Raw genomic sequence first — 20,873 nt, 5'->3', positions numbered from 1 at the left:
AAAACTTCTATTTTGTACAGGTGAGGTACCAATCGACATTTCGTTCAATAAGCCTTCTGCTGCTGACAGCGGGCAGTCTGCTTTTGTCTTTTATAAACCAGGACCCAAAGAAGCCGGAAGCTAACCGGTTTACGCCGGTGGTTCTGACGCCGGAGGGCTCGCTCAATGAGCCAATGGTGTTTGAGGTGCTGAAGGACGGAACTGCCTACATCATTGAGCGGCATGGGAAGTTGAAAAAATATGACCCGGTTACGCAAACGGTCAGTCTCATTGCGACCATACCTGTTTTTACCCACAATGAGCAGGGACTGGTGGGTCTTTCCCTCGATCCGAACTTCGCCAAAAATCACTGGATTTACCTCTATTATGCCCCGCCCACCGAGAGTAAAATGATTCTCGCCCGCTGGGAACTGGTCAATGATCAGCTAGTCGAACGTTCGAGGAAGGTCTTGCTGGAGATTCCTGTCGACCGCGACGGTACCAGCCATACCGGGGGTGGTATGGTCTGGGATCCCAAGGGCAATCTGTACCTGACCGTCGGCAACAACTCCGGCAACTCTTACGTAGCGCAAACCGACGAGCGGCCCGGCCGCAGTAAATGGGACGATCAGCGCGGAGCCGCTAACACCAACGACCTGCGCGGCAAGATTCTGCGTATCCATCCAGAGCCGAATGGGACCGCAGGGGCGGCCCCCTATACGATACCCAACGGAAATTTGTTTCCAAAAGGTACCGACCGTGCCAAAACGCGGCCCGAGATTTACGTCATGGGCACCCGCAATGCCTGGCGGCCGTCGCTGGACAGCAAAACCGGCTGGCTGTACTGGGGTGAAATAGGCCCTGATGCCGACAAGGATACCGAGAACGCCCCCCGTGGCTACGATGAGTTCAATCAGGCCCGGAAGCCCGGCTTCTTCGGCTGGCCATACTTCATCGGTGATAATTATGCCTACCCCATGTTCGACTTTGCCGCCAACAAAGCCGGTGCGAAGCAGGACCCGAACAAACCCATTAACCGTTCCCCCAATAACACCGGACTCACCGAACTACCACCGGCGCAGCCCGCTTTCATCTATTATCCCTACGCGGTTTCGGAGAAGTTTCCGTTGGTCGGGTCCAGTTCGCGGGCGGCTATTGGCGGCCCCATATACCACCGCTCGGATTTTCAGAACCCTAAACGACCCTACCCGGCTTACTACGAAGGCAAATGGCTGGCGGCCGACCTGTCGCGTTTCTGGATCATGGCGATTACGATGGACGCCAACGGCAACTACCAGTCGATGGAGCGGTTTGCGCCGGATTACCACCCCCGCCAGCCCATCGACCTGAAATTTGGTCCGGACGGTGATCTGTACGTGCTGGAATACGGTGGCAATACCGCCCGCTCAGGTGTAGAGTCCCGGCTGGTACGAATCGAGTACAATGCCGGTAATCGAAAGCCCGTGGTACAGGCATCGGCCAGTAAGAAAGGTGGAGCGCTGCCGCTTACGGTTACCTTATCCTCCGCCGGCACCAAAGACTACGACGGTGATGCGCTGAAATACGAGTGGAAAGTAGCCCCGGCCGGCGGCACCGCGAGGGTATTTACCACAGCTAATCCAACTGTACCCTTCGACAAGGCCGGCGTGTATGCGGCCACACTGACGGTGACCGATGCCAAAGGCGCAAAGAACAGTCAGACGGTCCGTATTATTGCCGGCAATGAACCACCGGTGGTTACGTTGTCGCTGACCGGTAACAGCAGCTTTTTCTTTCCCAACAAACCCATACAATACCAGGTAGCGGTGTCCGATCGGGAAGACGGAACACTGGTCGGCTCGAATGCAACCTCAGGCCAGATTAACCCGGCGCAGGTGGCGATGAGTATCGACTATGTTTCGGAGGGATTTGATCTGGTAGATGTGCAGTTGGGGCACCAGCAGGTTGATGCCTCCACTCAGTTTGCAGTAGCCAGAGCGATGATGGGGAAGAGCGACTGCAACACCTGCCACGCCATCAACGCCAAAGCCGTGGGTCCCTCCTTTACCGACATCGCCAACAAGTACAAAGCGGATCCGCAGGCGATGGACCGGCTGATAAAGAAGATCCGCGAAGGGGGTGCCGGCGTCTGGGGCGAAGCCGCCATGCCCGCCCACCCAACAATTTCAGTGCATGAAGCCCGAACTATAACAAACTACATTCTAAACGTTACCAACAAAGCCATCAGTACGCTACCGGTGGAGGGTTCTTACACGCCCATAATCCCAGAAGGCGAGAGCGGCAATGGCTTCTACATCCTGCGGGCCGCCTATACCGATAAACCCACAAAAGTGCCTTCACACACCTCAGAAAGCATCGTGGTGCTGCGCCGGCCGCAACTGATCCCAACGGAAGCCGATGTGATTCAGGGCGGTGCGGTGCGGGACCAGCTCGATGAGTTTACCTTCCTGACCACCAAACCCAACTCCCATATCGGCTTCCGGCAGATTGATCTGACCGGTATCCGGCAGATCGAGTTCCGGCCCAACTGGCACCTGTACGACATTTATATGGGCGGTGACGTAGAAATCCGTCTGGGCTCCCCGACCGGTGAACTGCTGGGCACGGCGGAGGTTAAGGAAGAATACTTCAACATTAAAAAGATGCCGGGTGGTATGAATAGTTTCTGGGGCCGGGAACCGCGCAACGACAAAAACGCCAAGACCACACCGACCCGCGTCACCATCAGAGAAGTGCAGGGAAAGCACGATCTGTACTTTGTCTTTAAGAATGCCAACGCTTCGGCGAAAGATGCCTTGTTTCCACTGGCAACTATAAACCTGTATGACACGATTAAGTAGCTTGTTCTGGCTGCTGCCGCTGACGCAGCTTTTTGCGCAGGCACCAACATACACCAACAGCCTTGGTATGGAGTTCGTGCTGATCAAGCCGGGAAAGATGATTGTTGGCCGCTTCCAGCCCACCTATCCAAAACCGGGTGAGGCAACGCAGGGCCGGGGCCTCAACTGGACAGCGGAAGACTATAAACTGGCGGAGAAACTCGCTACGCAGGACGCTTCGCCAGGTTTTCCGGTCACCATCAGTCGACCGTATTATATCGGCAAATTCGAGGTAACGCAGGCGCAGTGGCAGCAGGTCATGGGCAGCAATCCGTCCGTTTTTCAGGGTAGTAAAGTCAGTGGAGATGCCGGTCAGCATCCGGTTGAGAATGTAAGCTGGCAGGATGCTCAGGCGTTCCTGAAGAAACTGAACCAACTCGAAAAAGGTAAAACGTACCGGCTGCCAACCGAGTTTGAGTGGGAATATGCCGCCCGCGCCGGTGCGGACGATGAGATTGCCTGGTCGGAGATCCGGCAGGTAGCCCAGATGGGCACCCGTACAACCAACAAAGTAGGTCAGAAGAAGCCAAACGCCTGGGGGCTGTATGATACGCTGGGCAATGTCTGGGAGTGGGTGCAGGATTACTACAACGAAAAGATGTTCGCTGATCCTAAACCGCCCCGCTCGGGCAAACAGCATGTACTGAAAGGCGCTTCTTTTGTCGGCGACGTAAAGAACGCTACGTATACGACCCACGCAGCCGGGCCGGGCAACGGCTGGGATGTGGGTTTTCGGGTAGTGATGGAGGCCAGGTGAGTGTTGAATGATTGAGTGATTGAATGATGAATGATAAACGTAGACTTTGGAAACCAGCTATCTTACTGATGCTGCTGTTGTGTGTGGTCGGGTTGGCGCGGGCGCAGGTTGGAGGTATACCGGCTGGGTTTAAACCTATCTTCAACGGGAAAGACCTGAGCGGCTGGCACATGAGCCGGACGACCCATCAGGGTGCCACCGGCAATTTTTTCGTGGAAGACGGCGTCATTACCCTGAAACAGCACCCCTACGGGCAGGGAGGTGTTTTGCTGACCGATAAGAAGTACAAAAACTTCGAGCTGTACCTGGAAGCGAAGGTAGACTCCTTCTGCAATGGCGGCATCTTTCTGCGCTCTACGGAAAGCGCTCAGGCGTATCAGGTAGAACTGATGCTACCCGGCGGACTGGGTAATCTATTGGGTGAAATGCTGCCCATTAGTCAGGGCGCTCAGGCGACCAACATCGATAAGGTTTGGAAAGCCGGCGACTGGAATTCCTTCCGCATCCGAATGGAAGGCGAGGTACCTCACCTCACGCTCTGGGTGAATGGTGAACAGATGTGGGACGTAACGCAGCCCAAAAACGACTTCACTGCCGGTGCCACCGAGGGCATGATTGGCCTGCAGCTGCACTGGTCAGCCGTATACTCCCCGGCGGCTAAGGCCTTCAGCATGGCCGGCTCCTGGAAACCAGGGGGTGCTCACCGATTCCGCAACATTGCTATTAAAGAGTTGAAGTAGCACCGTTACTTAACAGCGACGGCGCAAAACCTCTAAATCCCCTAAAGGGGACTTGGACCCAGTATTTAACCGCGAACAAGTCCCCTTTAGGGGATTTAGGGATTTAAGAGATTATATGATGTATCTGCCCTATACCGATGCTGACAACCGCTTCGCTGCCGTAGCTTCTACGCCCAGCGTTACCATGTCGGAGAGGTTCCGGGCAACAGTATCCGCAAAATCAGGTAATGCCGATAGGTCGGCTCCCCACAGCACGGTATCGGCGCAGACACTGTGTACGAACTGCCGGACCGAGGCCGAATCATGCACATCCACGGTATGCCACAACTGGTAGAAGTAATCGGCCTTCTCGTCGCGGATCGGGTATGTAGTCGTCTGACCAGAAGCGCTTAGCTCCCCATAATACGTATTGCCTTCCACCCGTATGGCTTTCATGTACAGCAAATAGGCAGCAAAACCTAAGGCCATATGCTGCGGCACGGTACCGAATTTATCATAATACCGCTGGATGGTGGCCACGTTGCGGGCCTGCATCTTGGAGGTTTGCTGGGTCAGGATATTCGGCAACAGGTGTACGATATGCGGATTACGGAAGCGATCCAGCACATCCCGCGCAAACTGCTCGATGGCGGTAGGGCCTGCTTCGGGCATGGTGTCGGTCGGCACCGTCGGCACAATTTCCTCCAGCATCAACTGCTGAATAAACCGCGCCATCACCGGGTGCTGGTTGTTCTGGTACACGGTTTCCATACCCATCAGGTAACCCAGCGGCACACTCAGGGTGTGGGAACCGTTCAGGACGCGCAGTTTGCGCTCCCGGTAGAAGGTGATGTCTTCCTCAATGATAATGCTGCTGTCTGCCTGGGCAAAGCTGAGCATTTCCTTCACCCGATCGTCACCCTCAATTGCCCAGAGCCGGTAGGGCTCGGTCATCGTCAGCAGGTTATCCTGGTAGCCGAGTTCCTGCTGGAGTTGCTGATACCGCTCAGCGTCAGGACGACCGGTCACAATGCGGTCGACGAGCGAGTTGCAGAAGCGGACATGATACTTCAGCCATTTCATAAACAGGCGGCCCAGTTCGTTGTACTTCGCCAGTTTCTCTACTATATCGCGTAATTTCAGCCCGTTGTCGGTGATCAGTTCGGTTGGAATAACGACCATGCCCCGCTTTTTGGAGCCGCCGGAGTTCTTAAACACTTCGTAGAGAAAGGCCGTCAGCTTAGCCGGAAACGACTGGGGCGGGTGCTGGAATATGCTTTCCTCTACGTACTGAATGCCTACCTCCGTGGTGTTAGAAATGATGATCTGCAGGTCGGGGTTCTGCGCCAGCCGCAAAATTTCTTTCCAGTCGGTCTGGGCCGCCAGTACCCGGCTGATGGCCGTTACCACGGTGTTCTCGGCAATGGGCTGACCCTGTTGAATACCCCGCACCACCACGGTATACAGATTGTCCTGCCGGGCAAATTCATCGGTAGAACCCTCCGTCGACTTCACCACCACGATAGAGCCGTTGAACTTCCCTTGCTGGTTGGCTTTATTGATGTAATAATCCGGCAGGCCACGGAGCAGCACGCCGGTGCCGAATTGCAGCACGCGTTCGGGGGGCGTATCAGCCGGGATCAAGGCTTTTGACAGGTTGTCCATCGTACTTGTCGGGATAACGGTACTGCTATTCATGGTAAAGTAAGCTAACGGTTGGTGTCTTGAATGATTGTCGCAGCCGCGTCTAAAAAAGTTATTGAGTAACCAAAGTGTTTACAATTTGTACCGCCTGCCGGACAGTTTGCTCAATTTTGTCGAAGTTTCGGTTCTCCAGCAGGTGTTTCGGAAAAAGTTGGGAGCCAATACCCACGGCCGTCACGCCCGCCCCGAACCAGCTCTCCAGACTTTCCTGGGTGGGTTCTACTCCACCGGTTACCATCACCTTTGTCCACGGCATCGGGCCGCGCAGCGCCTTCACAAATTTGGGGCTGAGTGTATCACCGGGGAATATCTTTACGACCTCCACTCCCCATTCCTCAGCATTACTGATCTCGGTCATGGTAGCGCAACCCGGCATATACGCCACTTTCCGGCGATTGCAGAGACGAGCCACTTCCGGGTTAAACGTCGGCGCCACCACAAAGTTAGCCCCCGCCTGGATGTACAAAGCAGCCGTCGGCGCATCAAAGATAGTACCAACGCCCAGGATCATATCGGGCCACTCGCGGGCTGCCTGGCGGTTGATGTCGGCAAAGACCTCGTGCGCAAAATCGCCCCGGTTGGTAAACTCAAACGCGCGGATACCGGCGCGGTAGCTGGCCGCTAAGACCCCGGCACAGATCTCCGGGTCAGCATGGTAAAAGACCGGCACCAGCGGCACCTGTCGGATGGTTTGGTAAACGGTAAGTCGGTCGAAACGCATGTTAAGTTTGTTTCAGGTTCTAGGTTCCAGGTTTCAGATTAATAGCTGTCGAAACCAACATGGAACTTGGAACATTAAAAAATCATCTTTTCAACTTCCCCGACGTATCTCCCTGCACCAGGGTGTTGACTTCGGAGACGGAGGCAATGTTGGCATCGCCGAGGATCGTGTGCTTCAGTACGGATGCGGCTACGCCGAACTCCAGCGCCTGCTGTGGGTCGGCATAGGTCAGTAAGCCGTAAATCAGACCGGCCATATAGGCATCGCCGGTGCCGATCCGGTCGACGATCGGCTGAATATCGTACGTGCGCGACTGGTACGCCCGCTCCTTATCGTAAAGCCAGGCCGACAGCCGGTTATGCGACGCACTGAGCTGCTCCCGGTTGGTGTCGGTCACGTACCGCACTTTCGGAAACTGATGCCGAAGGGCCTGAGCGGCCGCTTCATTGTCCTTTTCCTGGATGTCGTACAGATGCGCAAACAGGCCGGCATTGCCCAGCACCAGTGTACACCCTTCTGTCAGGGCCGGGATAACCTCCTGCGGCCGCTTGCCGTACTGCCACAGGTTGCTGCGGTAAACCGGATCGCCCGATACGGGTACGCCCAGCCGGTTGGCCGTTTGAATAGCGGTCAATAAACAATCCGCAGCGCCCTGAGAAAGGGCGGGTGTAATGCCGGTCCAGTGAAACCAGTCGGCTCCCTGCAGAATGGTTTCCCAGTCAAACTCATCGGCCTGGATGCGCATAAAGGCCGAATCGATCCGGTCGTATACGATCTGGCTGGCGCGGCTGGCGGCTCCCGTTTCCAGGAAATACAATCCTAAACGGCCATCGCCGTAGCGGATATGACGGGTATCAACCCCAAACTGGCGAAGGTAGCTGACGGCTGAATGCCCCAGCGGATGATCGGGAAAACGGGTGACATGGGCGGCCTCATACCCGAAATGAGCCAGCGAAACGGCTACGTTCGCTTCAGTCCCGCCAAAGGCAATGTCTAGTGTAGTAGTCTGCGTAAATCGCTCGAAGCCCGGCGGACTCAACCGCATCATGACTTCGCCAAACGTTACAATTTTCTTCATGCGCTGTCAGAAGCAGCCTCCGGGCTGCCTGTACGAAGCCGTTTCCGGCGGCTTTAGCCGCTATGCGGCTAGTAAGTTGCAATATTCCGCCCTGCGGCCGGATTAACCCTCCTGCTGCCTCCTGCTATACCACCACACTCTCCAGTTCCTCCACACTCACCGGCTCCAGCTTCGGCAAAACAAGGTGGATGATGGTCAGCGCGATCAGGTACGCGCAGCCGGCGATAATGAACATAGGCAAATACCCGAATGCGGTGATGATCCGACCAGCCAGCAAGGCCAGCAGGATACCACCCACCGCGCCAAACATACCGCCAATACCCGTTACGGAGGCTACGACACTTTTCGGGAACAGATCAGACGCAAAGGTATACATATTGGCGGCCCAACCCTGATGCGCAGCCGTAGCCATTGAAATTAAAGCGATGGCTACGTACAGGCTGCTGGTCTGAGCCGCGAAGAAAATGGGCACTACGCACAGGGCGCAGATCAGCATGGTTGTTTTACGGGCGCGGTTGGCCGTCCAGCCCAGGTTCATAAACTGGGTACTGAGCCAGCCAAAAAAGACGCTACCGGCATCTGAAACGATATAAATAATCAGGAAGGGAATTCCAAAGCTTTTCAGGTCCAGGCGCTGCTCCAGCGCGTCGTTGGAGTTGAAAAAATCAGGCAGCCAGGTCATGTAGAACCACCAGATGGGGTCGGCCATGAATTTACCGATGGCAAACGCCCAGGTCTGCTTGTACGAAAGCAGCTTACCCCAGGATACCTTCAGCGGCTGCTGTTCCTGGTCATTATCGCTGTGAATATAGGCCAGTTCCGCTTTCGACAAACGGGGGTTCCGGTGCGGCTTGGTGTAGGTAAACCACCAGACCGCAAGCAGGATAAAACCCAGAATACCCGTCACAAAGAACGAACTACGCCAGCCAAATTTCAGGATTAGCCAGGGTACTACCAGCGCGGTCAGAATAATTCCCACGTTTGCGCCGGCATTGAAGAGGCCACTGGCAAACGAGCGCTCCCGCTTGGGAAACCATTCGGATACGGTTTTGACCGCTGCCGGAAAGTTGGCCGCTTCACCAATACCTAGGCTGGTACGGGCCAGCGCCAGCCCCCGCATCGAGCTTACAAACGTGGTAGCGACGGCCGCAATACTCCAGACGTAGATACCCAGGGCAAAGCCCCGGCGGGTGCCGATGCGGTCGATAAGCCAGCCAACCACCAGAAACCCGATGGCATAGGCAAACTTAAACGCGGCATCGACATCACCATATTGAATTTTGAACCGATCCAAAGCCTCCTGCGTAAGAATCTGATCCGGACCAACGCCCATCATCTCCTTCCGGAACAACTCATCCGTCATGGTAAAGGAAAGTACCTGCCGGTCTACGTAGTTGATCGTAGTCGCCAGAAACAGCAGCGCGACCATGCGCCAGCGGTAGTTTCCGGGTGACGGAGCGGTAATATTCATGAAATCTCAACTCTATTTGTTAGAAAAGCAGATGTCACTGCTTTTTTACCCAAAAGCTCCCACTATGTTAGAACAAACCTGGCGGTGGTACGGTCCCAATGACCCCGTAACCCTGTCGGATATATGCCAGGCCGGCGCAACCGGCATCGTTACCGCGCTTCACCACATTCCCAACGGACAAGTCTGGACGGTTGAAGAAGTCCGGAAGCGGAAAGCCGACATCGAAAAAATGGGTCTAACCTGGTCGGTCGTCGAAAGTATTCCGGTTCACGAAGCGATTAAAACCCGTTCGGGCGAGTACCGGCAGTACATCGAAAACTACAAGGAATCCATCGCCAACCTGGCCGAATGCGACATCGATACGGTCTGCTACAACTTCATGCCCGTACTCGACTGGACCCGCACCGATCTGGACTTCCCCATGCCCGATGGCTCGACGGCCCTCCGGTTTGATGCGGCCGAGTTTGCGGCTTTTGAATTATACATCCTGAAGCGTCCCGGTGCAGATAAGCATTATTCGGAAGAGCAGGTACGCAAAGCGAAAGCCTGCTACGAAGCCCTCGATGAAACGCAGGCCCGACGGCTGATGCGCAACATCATTGCGGGTCTGCCTGGTTCGGAGGAGAGCTATACCGTGGAGCAGTTCCAGGAGACGCTGAACACGTATCAGCACATCGGCGATACCGAACTTCGAACCAGTCTGTATGCCTTCCTGCGGGAGATTGTTCCAGTAGCCGAGTCGGCCGGTGTGCGGTTATCCATTCACCCGGATGATCCTCCGTACCCGATTCTGGGGCTGCCCCGCGTGGTAAGCACCGAAGCGGATGCCCGGCAGTTGCTGGCCGCTGCGGAGTCGCCTGCCAACGGTATCTGTTTCTGCACCGGTTCGTATGGGGTCAGGCCGGATAACGATCTGGTCGGCATGGTCGAGCGGCTGGGCCCGTGGGTGCATTTTATCCACCTGCGCAGCACTCAGCGCGATGCCGACGGTAATTTCCACGAAGCCAATCACCTCGAAGGCGACGTGGATATGTTTGGCGTGATGCGGGCGCTGTTGCAGGAGCAGAAACGCCGGGCCGACGAAGGCCGCACCGACCTCCGGATGCCGTTCCGCCCCGACCACGGCCACCGGATGCTCGATGACCTGAACTCCGGCAAACGGACCAACCCCGGCTATACAGCCATCGGCCGCTTACGTGGCCTGGCCGAACTGCGTGGTCTGATGCTGGGCATTGACCGAATGAGTAACCAACCGACTGCTGCGATATGAATGTAGATACCCTCAACTCTGTCAGGTCGTTCCTCGACGACGATTTCCTGCTCCAGACCGAAACGGCCCGGCGACTTTACCACGAGTACGCCAAAGACATGCCGATTATCGACTACCACTGTCACCTGCCGCCCGACCAGATTGCGGCCGACAAGCGGTTCGACAATCTGACGCAGATCTGGTTGTACGGCGACCACTATAAATGGCGGGCCATGCGCACCAACGGGGTGTCTGAACACTACTGTACCGGTGACGCCAGCGATTACGAGAAGTTTGAAAAATGGGCCGAGACCGTGCCGTATACCATGCGGAATCCGCTGTATCACTGGACGCATATGGAGTTGAAAAACCCCTTCGGCGTGGAGACAGTGCTGAGCCCGGATACGGCCCGCGAGGTGTACGATACCTGCACCCAGCAACTGCGCGAGCGATGGACGACACGCTCCCTGTTGCAGCACTTCAATGTGCGGGTCGTGTGTACCACCGACGATCCGATCGACTCGCTCGAATACCACCGCCAGATCGCCGACAGCGGCTTTGCCACCCAGGTGCTGCCAACATTCCGCCCCGACAAAGCCATGAACGTCGATGATCCGGAGGTTTTACGGAGTTATGTGCAGCGGGTAGGCGAAGTCTGCAATCAGGAAATCCGGACACTGAACGACTACCTCGACTGCCTGAAGCAGCGCCACGATTACTTTGCTGAGATGGGATGCCGCCTGTCGGATCACGGCCTGGAAACCGTTTCGTCGGTCCCCTACACGGACAGTGACATTCAGCGCATTTTCCGGAACCTGCTGAACCAGACGACGATTACCCCGGAGGAGGCCGAGCAGTTCAGATCGTTTATGCTGGTTCAGTTTGCCGAATGGGATTGGGAAAAAGGCTGGACGCAGCAGTTTCACCTCGGTGCGCTACGCAACAATAACCGCCGATTGCTGCGCGAGTTGGGGCCCGATACCGGTTGGGATTCTATCGGCGATTTTGCCCAGGCCCGCTCTTTATCCCGCTTCCTGGGTGGTCTGGATGATCAGGACAAACTCGCCAAAACCATCATTTACAACCTGAACCCCGCCGACAACGAAGTAATAGCGACGATGGCGGGTAACTTCAACGATGGCTCCGTCCCGGGTAAGATTCAGTTCGGCTCGGGCTGGTGGTTCATGGATCAGAAGGATGGCATGGAGAAGCAGATGAACGCGCTGTCGAACATGGGGCTGCTGAGCCGCTTTGTGGGCATGCTTACCGACTCGCGCAGTTTTCTGTCGTACCCGCGCCACGAGTACTTCCGCCGTATTCTGTGCAACCTCTACGGCAACGATGTCGAGAACGGTGAACTGCCAAACGATGTCGAGTGGATTGGCAAGCTGGTGCAGGATATCTGCTACAACAACGCAAAGGGCTATTTTGGATTCTAAAAAAGAAGGGGAGGCTAATCAGCTTCCCCTTCTTTTTTGCTTGGCGGCCACCCTCCGTTAAAAGTTGAAGCCGCACGTTAGACCGAACCGGGCTACAATACCTTCTGCCGTTAAGGCTTCCACAAATTGGTTTCCTCGCCTAAGTGTACCCACCAACGATTGATGCTGAAGTCCAAGAAAGGTATCTACAGTAAATCGCCCGGCATGGACCTGATACCCTCCTAGCACACCCGTCACCCATACATTGGCGTGTCGGTAAACTGTTTGAACTGTGCCGTTGCTGTTTTTAACGACTTGCCGCTGTTGATCGTAAACATAATCAAACTCGGTTATGCGAAGAAAACGCATATAAGGGCCTATGTAGAATCCCTTCAAACCTTGGTTAGAAAAATACCGGCGTAGCTCCAGGGTACCCCGCCGATATGTGCCGCCCCCCAACTCTGTCTGACGGCCGAAATCCCGTGTATTGCTTCCCTGTCCATAGCCTACTACGACTGATAAGCGCGGAGATAAGGCTCGTTCGTAGAAAACCGAGACTTGTACTAATGCTAAACTAAGGGGGTTTATCTTTACTATATTGTGCCGGTGCTTCAATAGTGCAAAACTGTTGTCCGCAAGCGAATCGGCCTGCTCAGTAATCACCGGAGTGGTTTGGCCCTTTGCCAGACCACTGCATACCAGCAGCAACGGTAATAGATAAATTTTCATGTACCGAAGGTAGCCTTTAGTCGAAACGGTAACAACCGTATAAATACTTCAACGACTGAGGGAATCTACGCAAACTTCCCAGGCTGGTGTTTGTCAGGGAATAACTTCAAACACCAGAAACTGCGAGATCTGGGCAGCGCCGAAATTATCGTCGGAAACCATTACCAGCGATCGGTTACCGTTTGCCAGCATCGGACCAAAGGTCATGCCCTCCAGGTTATCAACCCGCTGGATACCGGTCGTGCCCACATCCAGCAATAAGGTTTTCGTAGCAGCCATGAATGAAGCCCCCTGCAATGCATTTACACCAGCTACATTGGTCGCGTTGGTCAGGTCTACTTTATAAATCTTTACCACATAGTCCGGCGTAGCACCCACAGCGAACGAGCGTTCCATTACCAGCAACTGTGTTTCCGACAAGGCAATCATATCAACCACCCCATTCAGCCGGAACTGACCGGCGGGTGTGGTATTCTGATGCACGGCATCGAGCCGGTAGGCGTACTGCGCTACGGGTTGCCGGGTTTGCCGGTTGTATTTAATAATGCGGATGGGTGAGCCGGCTACGCCCACATCGGCGCGGGGGCCATCCTCGTACAAAGGCTCTTCGCTGGCTGCAAAGAGAAACTGATGATTTGGCGTCATTGCCAATCCTTCGAATGAACCGTTCGAGCGGGTGCCGTTTTCGGTAGACTGGATTCGGAACAGATCAGGTACCGTAAAATCAGCCACGTAAGAGCCATCCAGATTGGCCTCCCGGATAAACGGCTGAATCAATACCGGCGGGTTAGCCGCCACATTCCGTATGCCCTCACTCGACCAGATAATGCGCTGCGTTGCCGCGTCAAACTGCAAGCCCTCCGGATCAACCTGCGACGTGGCAAAATCAGTTCCATTGCTATTTTTCAGCGGAGTTACGCCCGTAAAGTTCACCCCAGCAAAAGCAGTCTGGTTATAGTTCAGCGTAGCCGTGTAAAAGCGGACAAACGGGTTAAGCGATGCCGCATCATCGCTCATGATGTAGAACTGGTTATTGTCGGGCCGGTACGAGATACTGGAGAAACCGCCCAGCGTCGTATTGTTGTACTGCGCCCGGTTGGGCACAATCTGTTCGCCGATGAAGCGGAGAGCACTGACCGTTGATGCGCCGGGGATCTGATGGTCTCGGGTGCAGGTGGCATAGCTGAAAGCCATACACAGCACAACCGTGCAGGTTACAAATGTTTTCATGGGGAAGAGGTTTTGAATCTACCGCAAAGGTCGGGCATTTTGGCCGCCACCCGGTTACGCTCTCATTAACTTTGTCATTTTTCTCTTTTGTGGTTAGTTCATACGAGACCCCATTACGTTGATGCGCTACTGCCAAGCGCTATTCACTACAAATCGGCAGGTTGATTATTTCTGACCAGCGCAACATCCAATTGCTTTTCCTGTACCCGATACGGATTTCCGGGTGCCGGTTTCCTTGCCAATCTGTTCTTGAGGTTATTGATTGGCTTCTCGTAAACTATATAGGAAACAATACCTATGCGCATCAACCAGCTATTGGTCAGGATGGCGTTAGCAACTTTACTGTTGTTTTTGAATAAGCAATAATACAGACCCAGAGCAGTCAGTAAGGAATGGATGGTACGGGTCGGCAGAAAAGCATAGCCATTCGCGTTCAAGAGAAATACCAGAACCACTCCAGCCAGAATAACAGGATATTTTGGCTGTATTTTTTCAATAATATCCTGCCGGTAAACGACTACATACGACAAGGCAGCGCCTATGGCAAAAGCGTCGAAGCAAGATGAGGTAAAAATGGTTATCCACCAGCCGTAGCTGGCAAATAGATAATTGGAAGAAATGCCGATTATCAGAAACAAGGCAATAACATAGGGGAGCTGCTCTCGGCTCGATAGCAGAATCACCCACGGCCAGAGCAGATAGAACTGCTCTTCAACGGATAACGACCAAAAAGGCTGATCGCTGCGCTAAGTATATGTTTTTTCATAACGTTAATCTATATAGTAAGTCAGCTCCAGCGGTTATTAAACAGCGACGGAAGCTAACTTAGTGTTACTGGTACTCAAAAGCAAATTTACGTGCATCGTCGGTGTCGTCCGGATTCAGGTGCCGGACTATACGGGAGGGATTGCCGGCAACAATCGTGTAGGGAGGCACATCTTCGGTGACAACGGCTTTGCTGGCCACAATGCATCCGCGTCCCAGCCTTACTCCGGGCATTACTACCGCCCCGAAACCAACCCAGCAATTATCTTCCAGAACAACGGGTTTAGGAGCAGTACCCGGCACAAAACGGCGGTCCGGATCGCCGGACAAAGCCTCCAGACAAAGCCGGCGTTGCTCAGGTTGCATAAACCGGAAATCGGGCCACGTATCCGTTATAACCGTGTTCCAGGAAATCATGCAGTGGCTCCCTATAACCAGGTGCTCATTACAATACAGCAACGATCCATTGATCACCGTGTAATCACCAATTTCGATTCGGGCCTGGCGACCAGCTATAATTCTGGCGTTGTCGTAAATACCACTGGCAGTACCTATGGACAAGCCGGGCATTCCTTCCGAAAAAAACTCACCAAAAGTATACGTCCCATCCAGGTAAACGGAGTCCGCCAGCGTTACATTAGCCGGTATACTGCGTCCGTACCAGTCATTTACCAGAAAGCGCCGGCCGTCGTTGCCAACCTGTCCGGTATTGCTAAGGTTCTCTCTCATGCGACCGAAACAATTTTTGCCGGATTACCCGCGACCGTACAACCGGCCGGTACATCACTAATAACCACGGAACCTGGTGCCACAACGGCATCCGCCCCGATGTGAACGCCTTTTAGTATAGTGGCACCAAACCCAATCCACACGCCACTTTCAATTTCTACCGGGCTGCTTTTAATGGGTGGTCTTTGCCGGTGATTGCCCAAAGGGGAGATTGCCACGGTATCAGCCATCCGAGCGGCTGGCTGGATTGGATGAAAGTCGGAATCAGCAATGGTAACGCCCGCGGCTAAAAATACATGCGATCCTAATTTTATGCGTTCGGCACACACTAGTACTGCGTTCGATATATAACAGTAATCGCCAATTTCGATGACAGCGTTTCCCTCCGTAGCCAATGAAGCACGGCACAGCGTTACGTAGTTACCCACTTTCAGGGCGGGTAACAGCGTTGAACGGAAGTTCTTAAACGTTACCGACGAATCGATCACGGTTTCGTCGCCTACTTCAATATTTTCGGGGATCGGTTTGGCATACCAATCGTTGGGAACGTATTCACCCGGTTTAAGTGGGTAGAGTAGCGGCTCAGGAGATGAAATCATAAATGTTCTTCAAGCTAATTACGGTTGGGTCTGTACACTAAGCTACTCAGGCGATCTGCTGATGATTATACATCTGCGCGTATGTATTGCCCGTCGCCAACAGATTCTGGTGGGTACCACTTTCAACGATGGCACCATCCTTTAGGGTGATAATCAGGTCGGCATGTTTGATCGCCGATAACCGATGGGTGATGATAAACACGGTTTTCCCAAAGGTCATACTGTTTAGCGCGGCAAAAACTTTGGCTTCCGTCAGGGCATCCAATGCCGATGTGGGTTCGTCCAGAATCAAAATCGGCGCTTGTTTCAGAAAAGCACGGGCCAGCGAGATGCGTTGTCTTTCCCCCCCTGACAGTGAAGTACCTGTTTCCGTAATGACAGTATCATAACCCTGGGGCAATCTTACGATGAAGTCGTGCGCCTGAGCGGCCTGTGCAGCCGCCCGGATCTCGTCCGGTGTGGCATCCGGATTGCCGAACCCAATGTTTTCGGCAATGGTCATCGGAAACAGAAAAGGCTCCTGTAAAACCAGAGCTACATTTTCGCGTAAAAAGGGAAGCGGCAGGTCCCGCAAATCCTGCCCGTCAAGGGTTATTCTGCCTTTCCAGGGATCATAAAAGCGGGACAACAGCGAGATCAGCGAACTCTTGCCGGCACCGGTAGGCCCCACAATGGCAACTGTCTGACCGGCCGGCACGGTCAGGTTAATGTTGCGCAGTGTCCGCTTTCCTTCGTTCTGCAGTCCGTAGCCAAAGTCAACGTTTTCGAACTGTACTTGTCCGAATATTCCAGACGGCGCGATAGCCGACGGGTTATCGGTTACAAATTCCTGTGAGTCCAGAATTTCAAATAACCGTTTACTGCGCGAACTGATAACAACGCTCGTCCCAATAGCAATGGATAGCGAGTTGACAGGACCATAAAGCGCGGTGATATACCCCAAAAAGACGAAAAGATCACCCGCCGAGATCGTTCCGTTCATTCCCTGCACGGCTCCAAGGCCAACTACGATCACAGCCACCAACCCGGTAATAAGGGAGGAAAGCTGATTATACCCGGCCGATACCTGCGTAGCCTTCAGAAAGGATTGGTTATAATCGAGAACATGCGTCTCCATTTTCCTGCGCATTAAGTTCTCCCGGGCAAACGCCTGAATAACGCGCATGGAAGCCAGACTCTGCTGCACGAAGGCCGACAAACTCCCAAAATTCTGGTATTGCCGCTCGGTAGTTTTCTCCATTGGCTTCGTAAATACCAACAGTGCAATCACCAGCAGCGGCACTATAGACAAAGCTACCAGTGCCAGTTCAAGATTTATAGAGGCCATGATGTAAAACATAGCACCCAGAGAAATCACTGAACTCGTAGCGGGGACAATAATCTGAGCCACCAGATAGTAAATGACAAATACATCACTGCTTAGCCGCTGGAGCAGGTCTCCTATCTTATTGTGGTGATAAAATGTCAGAGAAAGCCGCTGCAGCTTATTGTATAATTCGATGGATAGATCATTGACTAATCGCTGGCAGAAGCCCGCCATATAACTCGTTACCCAGAAGGAGAAAAGAGCACTTCCGGCAGCACTGATGGCCATAATAGCCAGGCAACAAACCAAGAGAACGCCTTTGTCGGCCATCCAGGCTGAATTGCCAGCTAGATTCAGTACTGAGTTGGGTAACGGTTTTGTACTTAAAACCGAATCAATAATTACTTTTATCGGCAGCGGCTTTAGCACCTCAAATCCAACACCAGTCAGAGCAATCAGGATGAGCCCCAGTAGCTTCAGTTTGTAGTTGGAAACATAGCGCAATAACCGGAAGAGAAGCGAAACTTTTTTCATAGAATACAGGGGAATACCCCATTCATAATCCTGTTCTGCTTTACTCCTGTTACGGAACAGTGATTAACTCAGGTTCAACTTCTATATGCAACACCTCCTTCAGGGCAGCTTCCTTAGGTGATTGCTGAAACGCTTCGCTTAACGCAGCAAGAGATCGGGCTGTACCGGTGAAGAAACTCACCAGCAGAACAACAGAAAAAAGTCCGAAAACTGCACCTACTATATAGGCCTGGCTAGCAACTGCCAAACCACTTAGGCCAAGCATGACAGCCAGCAAAATACCTGTTGCGGCCGAATACTTTGGCCAGCATTTAAACCGGACTAGTTGTTTACCCGCCCCATGCTCCTCAATAGTCAGCAGCCCCCGTACAGACGAAAATAAACTACCACTCACCTGCAGATCCCAGGCATCATACTCCCCACCGGGGCGCACCCGAATATCAAGGGCCTTTAGTTGGCTCTCCATTTCACCCAACCAGTCCTCCGCCGATCGCCAGCTTTCCGACCATTTTGTCAAGACAGACTTCCGGCTAAACAAGTGAGTCGGATTGTAGCTGACCGGGCCTCGCTTGCGCCAGGGCGTAAGTCCGTAAGCTAACCGACCGTATAATCGGGCTAAGGGCTGAACCGAATGAAGTGAGGTTATAAGAGCCCAGTATTTAATCTGTTGGTCTTTAGGCACAGTCAGACGTGCTTTAGCCGCACTGACTCCAGACTGTATCAGAATAATAACCAGCGCAGCCATGAAGGCAGGTAATGCCCACAGTAGAGGTGACCATCCTAACCCCAAAATTGACAGGAAACCCAAAAAGCCAGTCAACAGATACCACTCCGGCATCAGTGGCAGGTAGGAAATAAACCCGGAGGCCGGTTGGTACACAGATTGAAACGGAGCCGAACCCCAGATACCATGAAATATCCGACTGCGCCGAAGAGAAAGTGGTTGCGTAACGCCATTCCCGTAGATCCGGCCACCCCAGCTTACATGGCCCATTCCATTATACTTTTCGGGCCACTTTTGCTCCAGCAGGGCTTCGGCCCGACCGTAGCCTTTTTGCTGCTTCCAGTAAGCCTTTAGTGAATTACGCCGGTGATGCCATACCGTAGCCGACGGATGAAACCCAATGGTCCGTCCTGTATGCTGCACGCGCCAGCAGATGTCCACATCATCGCCGGCGGCCCGGTAGATGGGGTCAAACCCGCCAATCTCCAGCAGCACCTCCCGGCGGAACGACATGTTGCAGCCAGGAATATGTTCAGCAACGTCATCAGTGGTTAGTACATGCACCGGGCCGCCAGGTGCGTGAAAAACGCAGGTAGCAATGGAGCCATCGTTTTCCGGTAACAGGTTAGGACCGCCAATGCCGGCATGACTGGTAGTCTGGTAACTATAAGCCAGGTACTGCAGCCAGTGCGGGTCCGGATACGCATCATCATCAATATACGCGACAATCTCACCGCTAGCCGCATACAAGCCGGTATTCCGGGCGGTGCTAAGCCCCTGATTAGGTGTTGAAATGAGCCGAAACGGGTATTCGCCGGCAATCTGGACCAACTGATCCGTTGAGCCGTCGTTGACAACGATCACTTCAAAATCAGGGTAGTCCAGGTTTAGCAGCCCATCCAGCGTATCACGGATAGTAGCAGAACCGTTGTAGGAGCAAACAATAACCGATATTCTGGGCAGAATTGACTTAGAGGCAAAAGGAGCATCCGAGAAAGCCTGCTGAACGGCTTGCAAGGCCAGTTTAGACGCCCGCTGCCGATCGACTATACCAAAATCCCAATCTTCAATTTCAAAGCCACCCCGCCACCACTCATCTGTCCAGGCAAAAACAAACGTACCGGCGCATCCCTTGCCGAAGATGGTGCGAATCTGCCAATCCAACACTTCGGCCTGCTTCTCCTCACCGTTGCGCATGCTGTCCAGACCAATCTCGGCCAGCACCAGGGGTCGGTCACCGCTTAGGTTGTGCAGTCGGGAAAGGTAGATGCTTAATTTTTCTTCCGTTTCCAGATACACATTGAAGCAGTCGAAGTCAAGAAAAGGTAACGAGAGATATTCGGTAGTGGGGTAGTTGACATACGTTACCAGGCCTTCCGAATCTATCGCTTTAACGGCCTGGTAAAGCTGGTGGAGGAAGTCTTCTATTGGTTTGGGGCCGTACCAGCGGACAATTTGTGCCGGAATTTCATTGCCAATAGTATAACACAGCACTGCCGGGTGATGAGCACAGGCCCGAACACCTTCCTGAACGCGATGAATAATGTCCTGTACGCGGGAAGTCTCATCCAGAAAGGTAATATGCTGTTCCCAGGGAAGCCCAACCATCACCTTAAGATTATTTCGATGCGCTGAATCCAACAGATAGCGAGGAGGAACGGTATAGGTTCGCACTGCATTGATACCGTGGCGAGCCATTAAGGCAAAGTCATTTTCTATGCCTATAGGGGAGGGAAACTGGCTACCTTGTTCGTCGGGCTGAAATGTCCCGTATGTAACACCTTTGATGTAAAACTTCTCCCCGCCTATTGTGATGAATTTACCTTCAACTCGGGGCCGGATAATTGTACCTGCTGGTGCAACAGGTGTAAAGCTTTCCTTCATATGAAGCAAAAACTGGTTAGTTTACAGATTTTATAGAATATTCTGGATCAGAATACAAAGAGCTTTCAGCAAGCGCAGACGTCAATCAGTACGCAATCGATCCCAGCGGCCAGTAATAAGAAGAGATTAGTGAACGCGTATCATAAAGCAGGCATGAAATATTAAAACTGATCCTGCATTATATACCTAAGAAAAACGTAGGTACGCTTACGAAGCGTAAAAGTAGATGAATAAAGAGGTGTCCAGATGAAATCTTAATTAAAACACTGATTATGAGCTATTTTATTTTTTAGTTGAATATTGCTCATGAATTTTCCTAAAGAACAAGATTACAGTTACTATTAGTTTGCCTAAGTATATATACGTTAATGCCTAGATATCATATTAAACTTAAAACG

General features: G+C 53.2%; 16 protein-coding genes. 5 read left to right on the top strand and 11 right to left on the bottom strand.

What is annotated here, in order from left to right; genetic code table 11:
- Window positions 1–83 precede the first annotated feature (83 nt).
- From ABD949_RS08435 to ABD949_RS08425, 3 genes are all read left to right on the top strand, one after another.
- Complete coding sequence (locus ABD949_RS08435; protein ID WP_345242486.1) at window positions 84–2,819, top strand: PQQ-dependent sugar dehydrogenase; 2,736 nt, start codon at window positions 84–86, stop codon at window positions 2,817–2,819.
- Window positions 2,803–3,615: a formylglycine-generating enzyme family protein gene (locus tag ABD949_RS08430; RefSeq protein WP_345242484.1), complete on the top strand. Its 813-nt coding sequence runs from the start codon at window positions 2,803–2,805 to the stop codon at window positions 3,613–3,615. The genes ABD949_RS08435 and ABD949_RS08430 overlap by 17 nt, the downstream gene beginning before the upstream one ends.
- A gap of 68 nt (window positions 3,616–3,683) precedes the next feature.
- Window positions 3,684–4,355, top strand: a complete 672-nt coding sequence (locus tag ABD949_RS08425; RefSeq protein WP_345242482.1) for a 3-keto-disaccharide hydrolase — start codon at window positions 3,684–3,686, stop codon at window positions 4,353–4,355.
- A gap of 129 nt (window positions 4,356–4,484) precedes the next feature.
- Here ABD949_RS08425 and ABD949_RS08420 read toward each other — a convergent pair whose 3' ends face one another.
- The 4 genes from ABD949_RS08420 to ABD949_RS08405 all read right to left on the bottom strand — a co-directional run bounded on the left by ABD949_RS08420 (window position 4,485) and on the right by ABD949_RS08405 (window position 9,308).
- Window positions 4,485–6,032: a tagaturonate reductase gene (locus tag ABD949_RS08420; protein ID WP_425576738.1), complete on the bottom strand. Its 1,548-nt coding sequence runs from the start codon at window positions 6,030–6,032 to the stop codon at window positions 4,485–4,487.
- Between the two features lie 58 nt (window positions 6,033–6,090).
- Window positions 6,091–6,759 carry a bifunctional 4-hydroxy-2-oxoglutarate aldolase/2-dehydro-3-deoxy-phosphogluconate aldolase gene (locus ABD949_RS08415; RefSeq protein ID WP_345242480.1) on the bottom strand — a complete coding sequence of 223 codons (669 nt, stop codon included), beginning with the start codon at window positions 6,757–6,759 and terminating at the stop codon, window positions 6,091–6,093.
- Between the two features lie 82 nt (window positions 6,760–6,841).
- Complete coding sequence (locus ABD949_RS08410; RefSeq protein ID WP_345242478.1) at window positions 6,842–7,837, bottom strand: PfkB family carbohydrate kinase; 996 nt, start codon at window positions 7,835–7,837, stop codon at window positions 6,842–6,844.
- Window positions 7,838–7,961: 124 nt separating this feature from the next.
- Window positions 7,962–9,308: an MFS transporter gene (locus ABD949_RS08405; RefSeq protein ID WP_345242476.1), complete on the bottom strand. Its 1,347-nt coding sequence runs from the start codon at window positions 9,306–9,308 to the stop codon at window positions 7,962–7,964.
- 64 nt (window positions 9,309–9,372) lie between these two features.
- Here ABD949_RS08405 and uxuA point away from each other — a divergent pair, with 64 nt between their 5' ends.
- Window positions 9,373–10,578 carry a mannonate dehydratase gene (gene uxuA, locus ABD949_RS08400; protein ID WP_345242474.1) on the top strand — a complete coding sequence of 402 codons (1,206 nt, stop codon included), beginning with the start codon at window positions 9,373–9,375 and terminating at the stop codon, window positions 10,576–10,578.
- Window positions 10,575–11,996, top strand: coding sequence for a glucuronate isomerase (gene uxaC / locus ABD949_RS08395; protein WP_345242472.1), 1,422 nt, complete (start codon window positions 10,575–10,577; stop codon window positions 11,994–11,996). The genes uxuA and uxaC overlap by 4 nt, the downstream gene beginning before the upstream one ends.
- 57 nt (window positions 11,997–12,053) lie before the next feature.
- Here uxaC and ABD949_RS08390 read toward each other — a convergent pair whose 3' ends face one another.
- The 7 genes from ABD949_RS08390 to ABD949_RS08360 form a co-directional block, all read right to left on the bottom strand.
- Window positions 12,054–12,704, bottom strand: a complete 651-nt coding sequence (locus ABD949_RS08390) for a hypothetical protein (protein ID WP_345242470.1) — start codon at window positions 12,702–12,704, stop codon at window positions 12,054–12,056.
- A gap of 93 nt (window positions 12,705–12,797) precedes the next feature.
- Window positions 12,798–13,934, bottom strand: coding sequence for an esterase-like activity of phytase family protein (locus ABD949_RS08385; RefSeq protein ID WP_345242468.1), 1,137 nt, complete (start codon window positions 13,932–13,934; stop codon window positions 12,798–12,800).
- Window positions 13,935–14,080: 146 nt separating this feature from the next.
- Window positions 14,081–14,617: a hypothetical protein gene (locus ABD949_RS08380; RefSeq protein WP_345242466.1), complete on the bottom strand. Its 537-nt coding sequence runs from the start codon at window positions 14,615–14,617 to the stop codon at window positions 14,081–14,083.
- Between the two features lie 148 nt (window positions 14,618–14,765).
- Window positions 14,766–15,428 carry an acyltransferase gene (locus ABD949_RS08375; protein WP_345242463.1) on the bottom strand — a complete coding sequence of 221 codons (663 nt, stop codon included), beginning with the start codon at window positions 15,426–15,428 and terminating at the stop codon, window positions 14,766–14,768.
- Entirely contained in the window at window positions 15,425–16,027 is a 603-nt protein-coding gene (locus ABD949_RS08370) for an acyltransferase (RefSeq protein ID WP_345242461.1), read from the bottom strand. Before ABD949_RS08370 ends, ABD949_RS08375 begins: the two co-directional genes overlap by 4 nt.
- Before the next feature lie 46 nt (window positions 16,028–16,073).
- Window positions 16,074–17,867 (bottom strand): ABC transporter ATP-binding protein, encoded by a 1,794-nt coding sequence (locus ABD949_RS08365; protein ID WP_345242460.1) that lies wholly within the window; start codon window positions 17,865–17,867, stop codon window positions 16,074–16,076.
- Window positions 17,868–17,916: 49 nt separating this feature from the next.
- Complete coding sequence (locus ABD949_RS08360) at window positions 17,917–20,475, bottom strand: glycosyltransferase (protein WP_345242458.1); 2,559 nt, start codon at window positions 20,473–20,475, stop codon at window positions 17,917–17,919.
- Window positions 20,476–20,873: the final 398 nt, after the last annotated feature.

The organism is Nibrella saemangeumensis (assembly GCF_039541915.1).
Lineage (GTDB): Bacteria > Bacteroidota > Bacteroidia > Cytophagales > Spirosomataceae > Nibrella > Nibrella saemangeumensis.
The sequence above is the reverse complement of the archived record's forward strand: the minus strand, read 5'-3'. Positions and strand labels throughout refer to the sequence as shown.

Bases quoted from the DNA above. Each gene is read 5' to 3' on its own strand.
- uxaC (WP_345242472.1), top strand. From the start codon at position 10,575: ATGAATGTAGATACCCTCAACTCTGTCAGGTCGTTCCTCGACGACGAT.
- ABD949_RS08390 (WP_345242470.1), bottom strand. From the start codon at position 12,704: ATGAAAATTTATCTATTACCGTTGCTGCTGGTATGCAGTGGTCTGGCA.
- ABD949_RS08410 (WP_345242478.1), bottom strand. From the start codon at position 7,837: ATGAAGAAAATTGTAACGTTTGGCGAAGTCATGATGCGGTTGAGTCCG.
- ABD949_RS08365 (WP_345242460.1), bottom strand. From the start codon at position 17,867: ATGAAAAAAGTTTCGCTTCTCTTCCGGTTATTGCGCTATGTTTCCAAC.
- ABD949_RS08415 (WP_345242480.1), bottom strand. From the start codon at position 6,759: ATGCGTTTCGACCGACTTACCGTTTACCAAACCATCCGACAGGTGCCG.
- ABD949_RS08375 (WP_345242463.1), bottom strand. From the start codon at position 15,428: ATGAGAGAGAACCTTAGCAATACCGGACAGGTTGGCAACGACGGCCGG.
- ABD949_RS08370 (WP_345242461.1), bottom strand. From the start codon at position 16,027: ATGATTTCATCTCCTGAGCCGCTACTCTACCCACTTAAACCGGGTGAA.
- ABD949_RS08385 (WP_345242468.1), bottom strand. From the start codon at position 13,934: ATGAAAACATTTGTAACCTGCACGGTTGTGCTGTGTATGGCTTTCAGC.
- ABD949_RS08425 (WP_345242482.1), top strand. From the start codon at position 3,684: ATGCTGCTGTTGTGTGTGGTCGGGTTGGCGCGGGCGCAGGTTGGAGGT.
- ABD949_RS08405 (WP_345242476.1), bottom strand. From the start codon at position 9,308: ATGAATATTACCGCTCCGTCACCCGGAAACTACCGCTGGCGCATGGTC.
- ABD949_RS08420 (WP_425576738.1), bottom strand. From the start codon at position 6,032: ATGAATAGCAGTACCGTTATCCCGACAAGTACGATGGACAACCTGTCA.
- uxuA (WP_345242474.1), top strand. From the start codon at position 9,373: ATGTTAGAACAAACCTGGCGGTGGTACGGTCCCAATGACCCCGTAACC.
- ABD949_RS08430 (WP_345242484.1), top strand. From the start codon at position 2,803: ATGACACGATTAAGTAGCTTGTTCTGGCTGCTGCCGCTGACGCAGCTT.
- ABD949_RS08360 (WP_345242458.1), bottom strand. From the start codon at position 20,475: ATGAAGGAAAGCTTTACACCTGTTGCACCAGCAGGTACAATTATCCGG.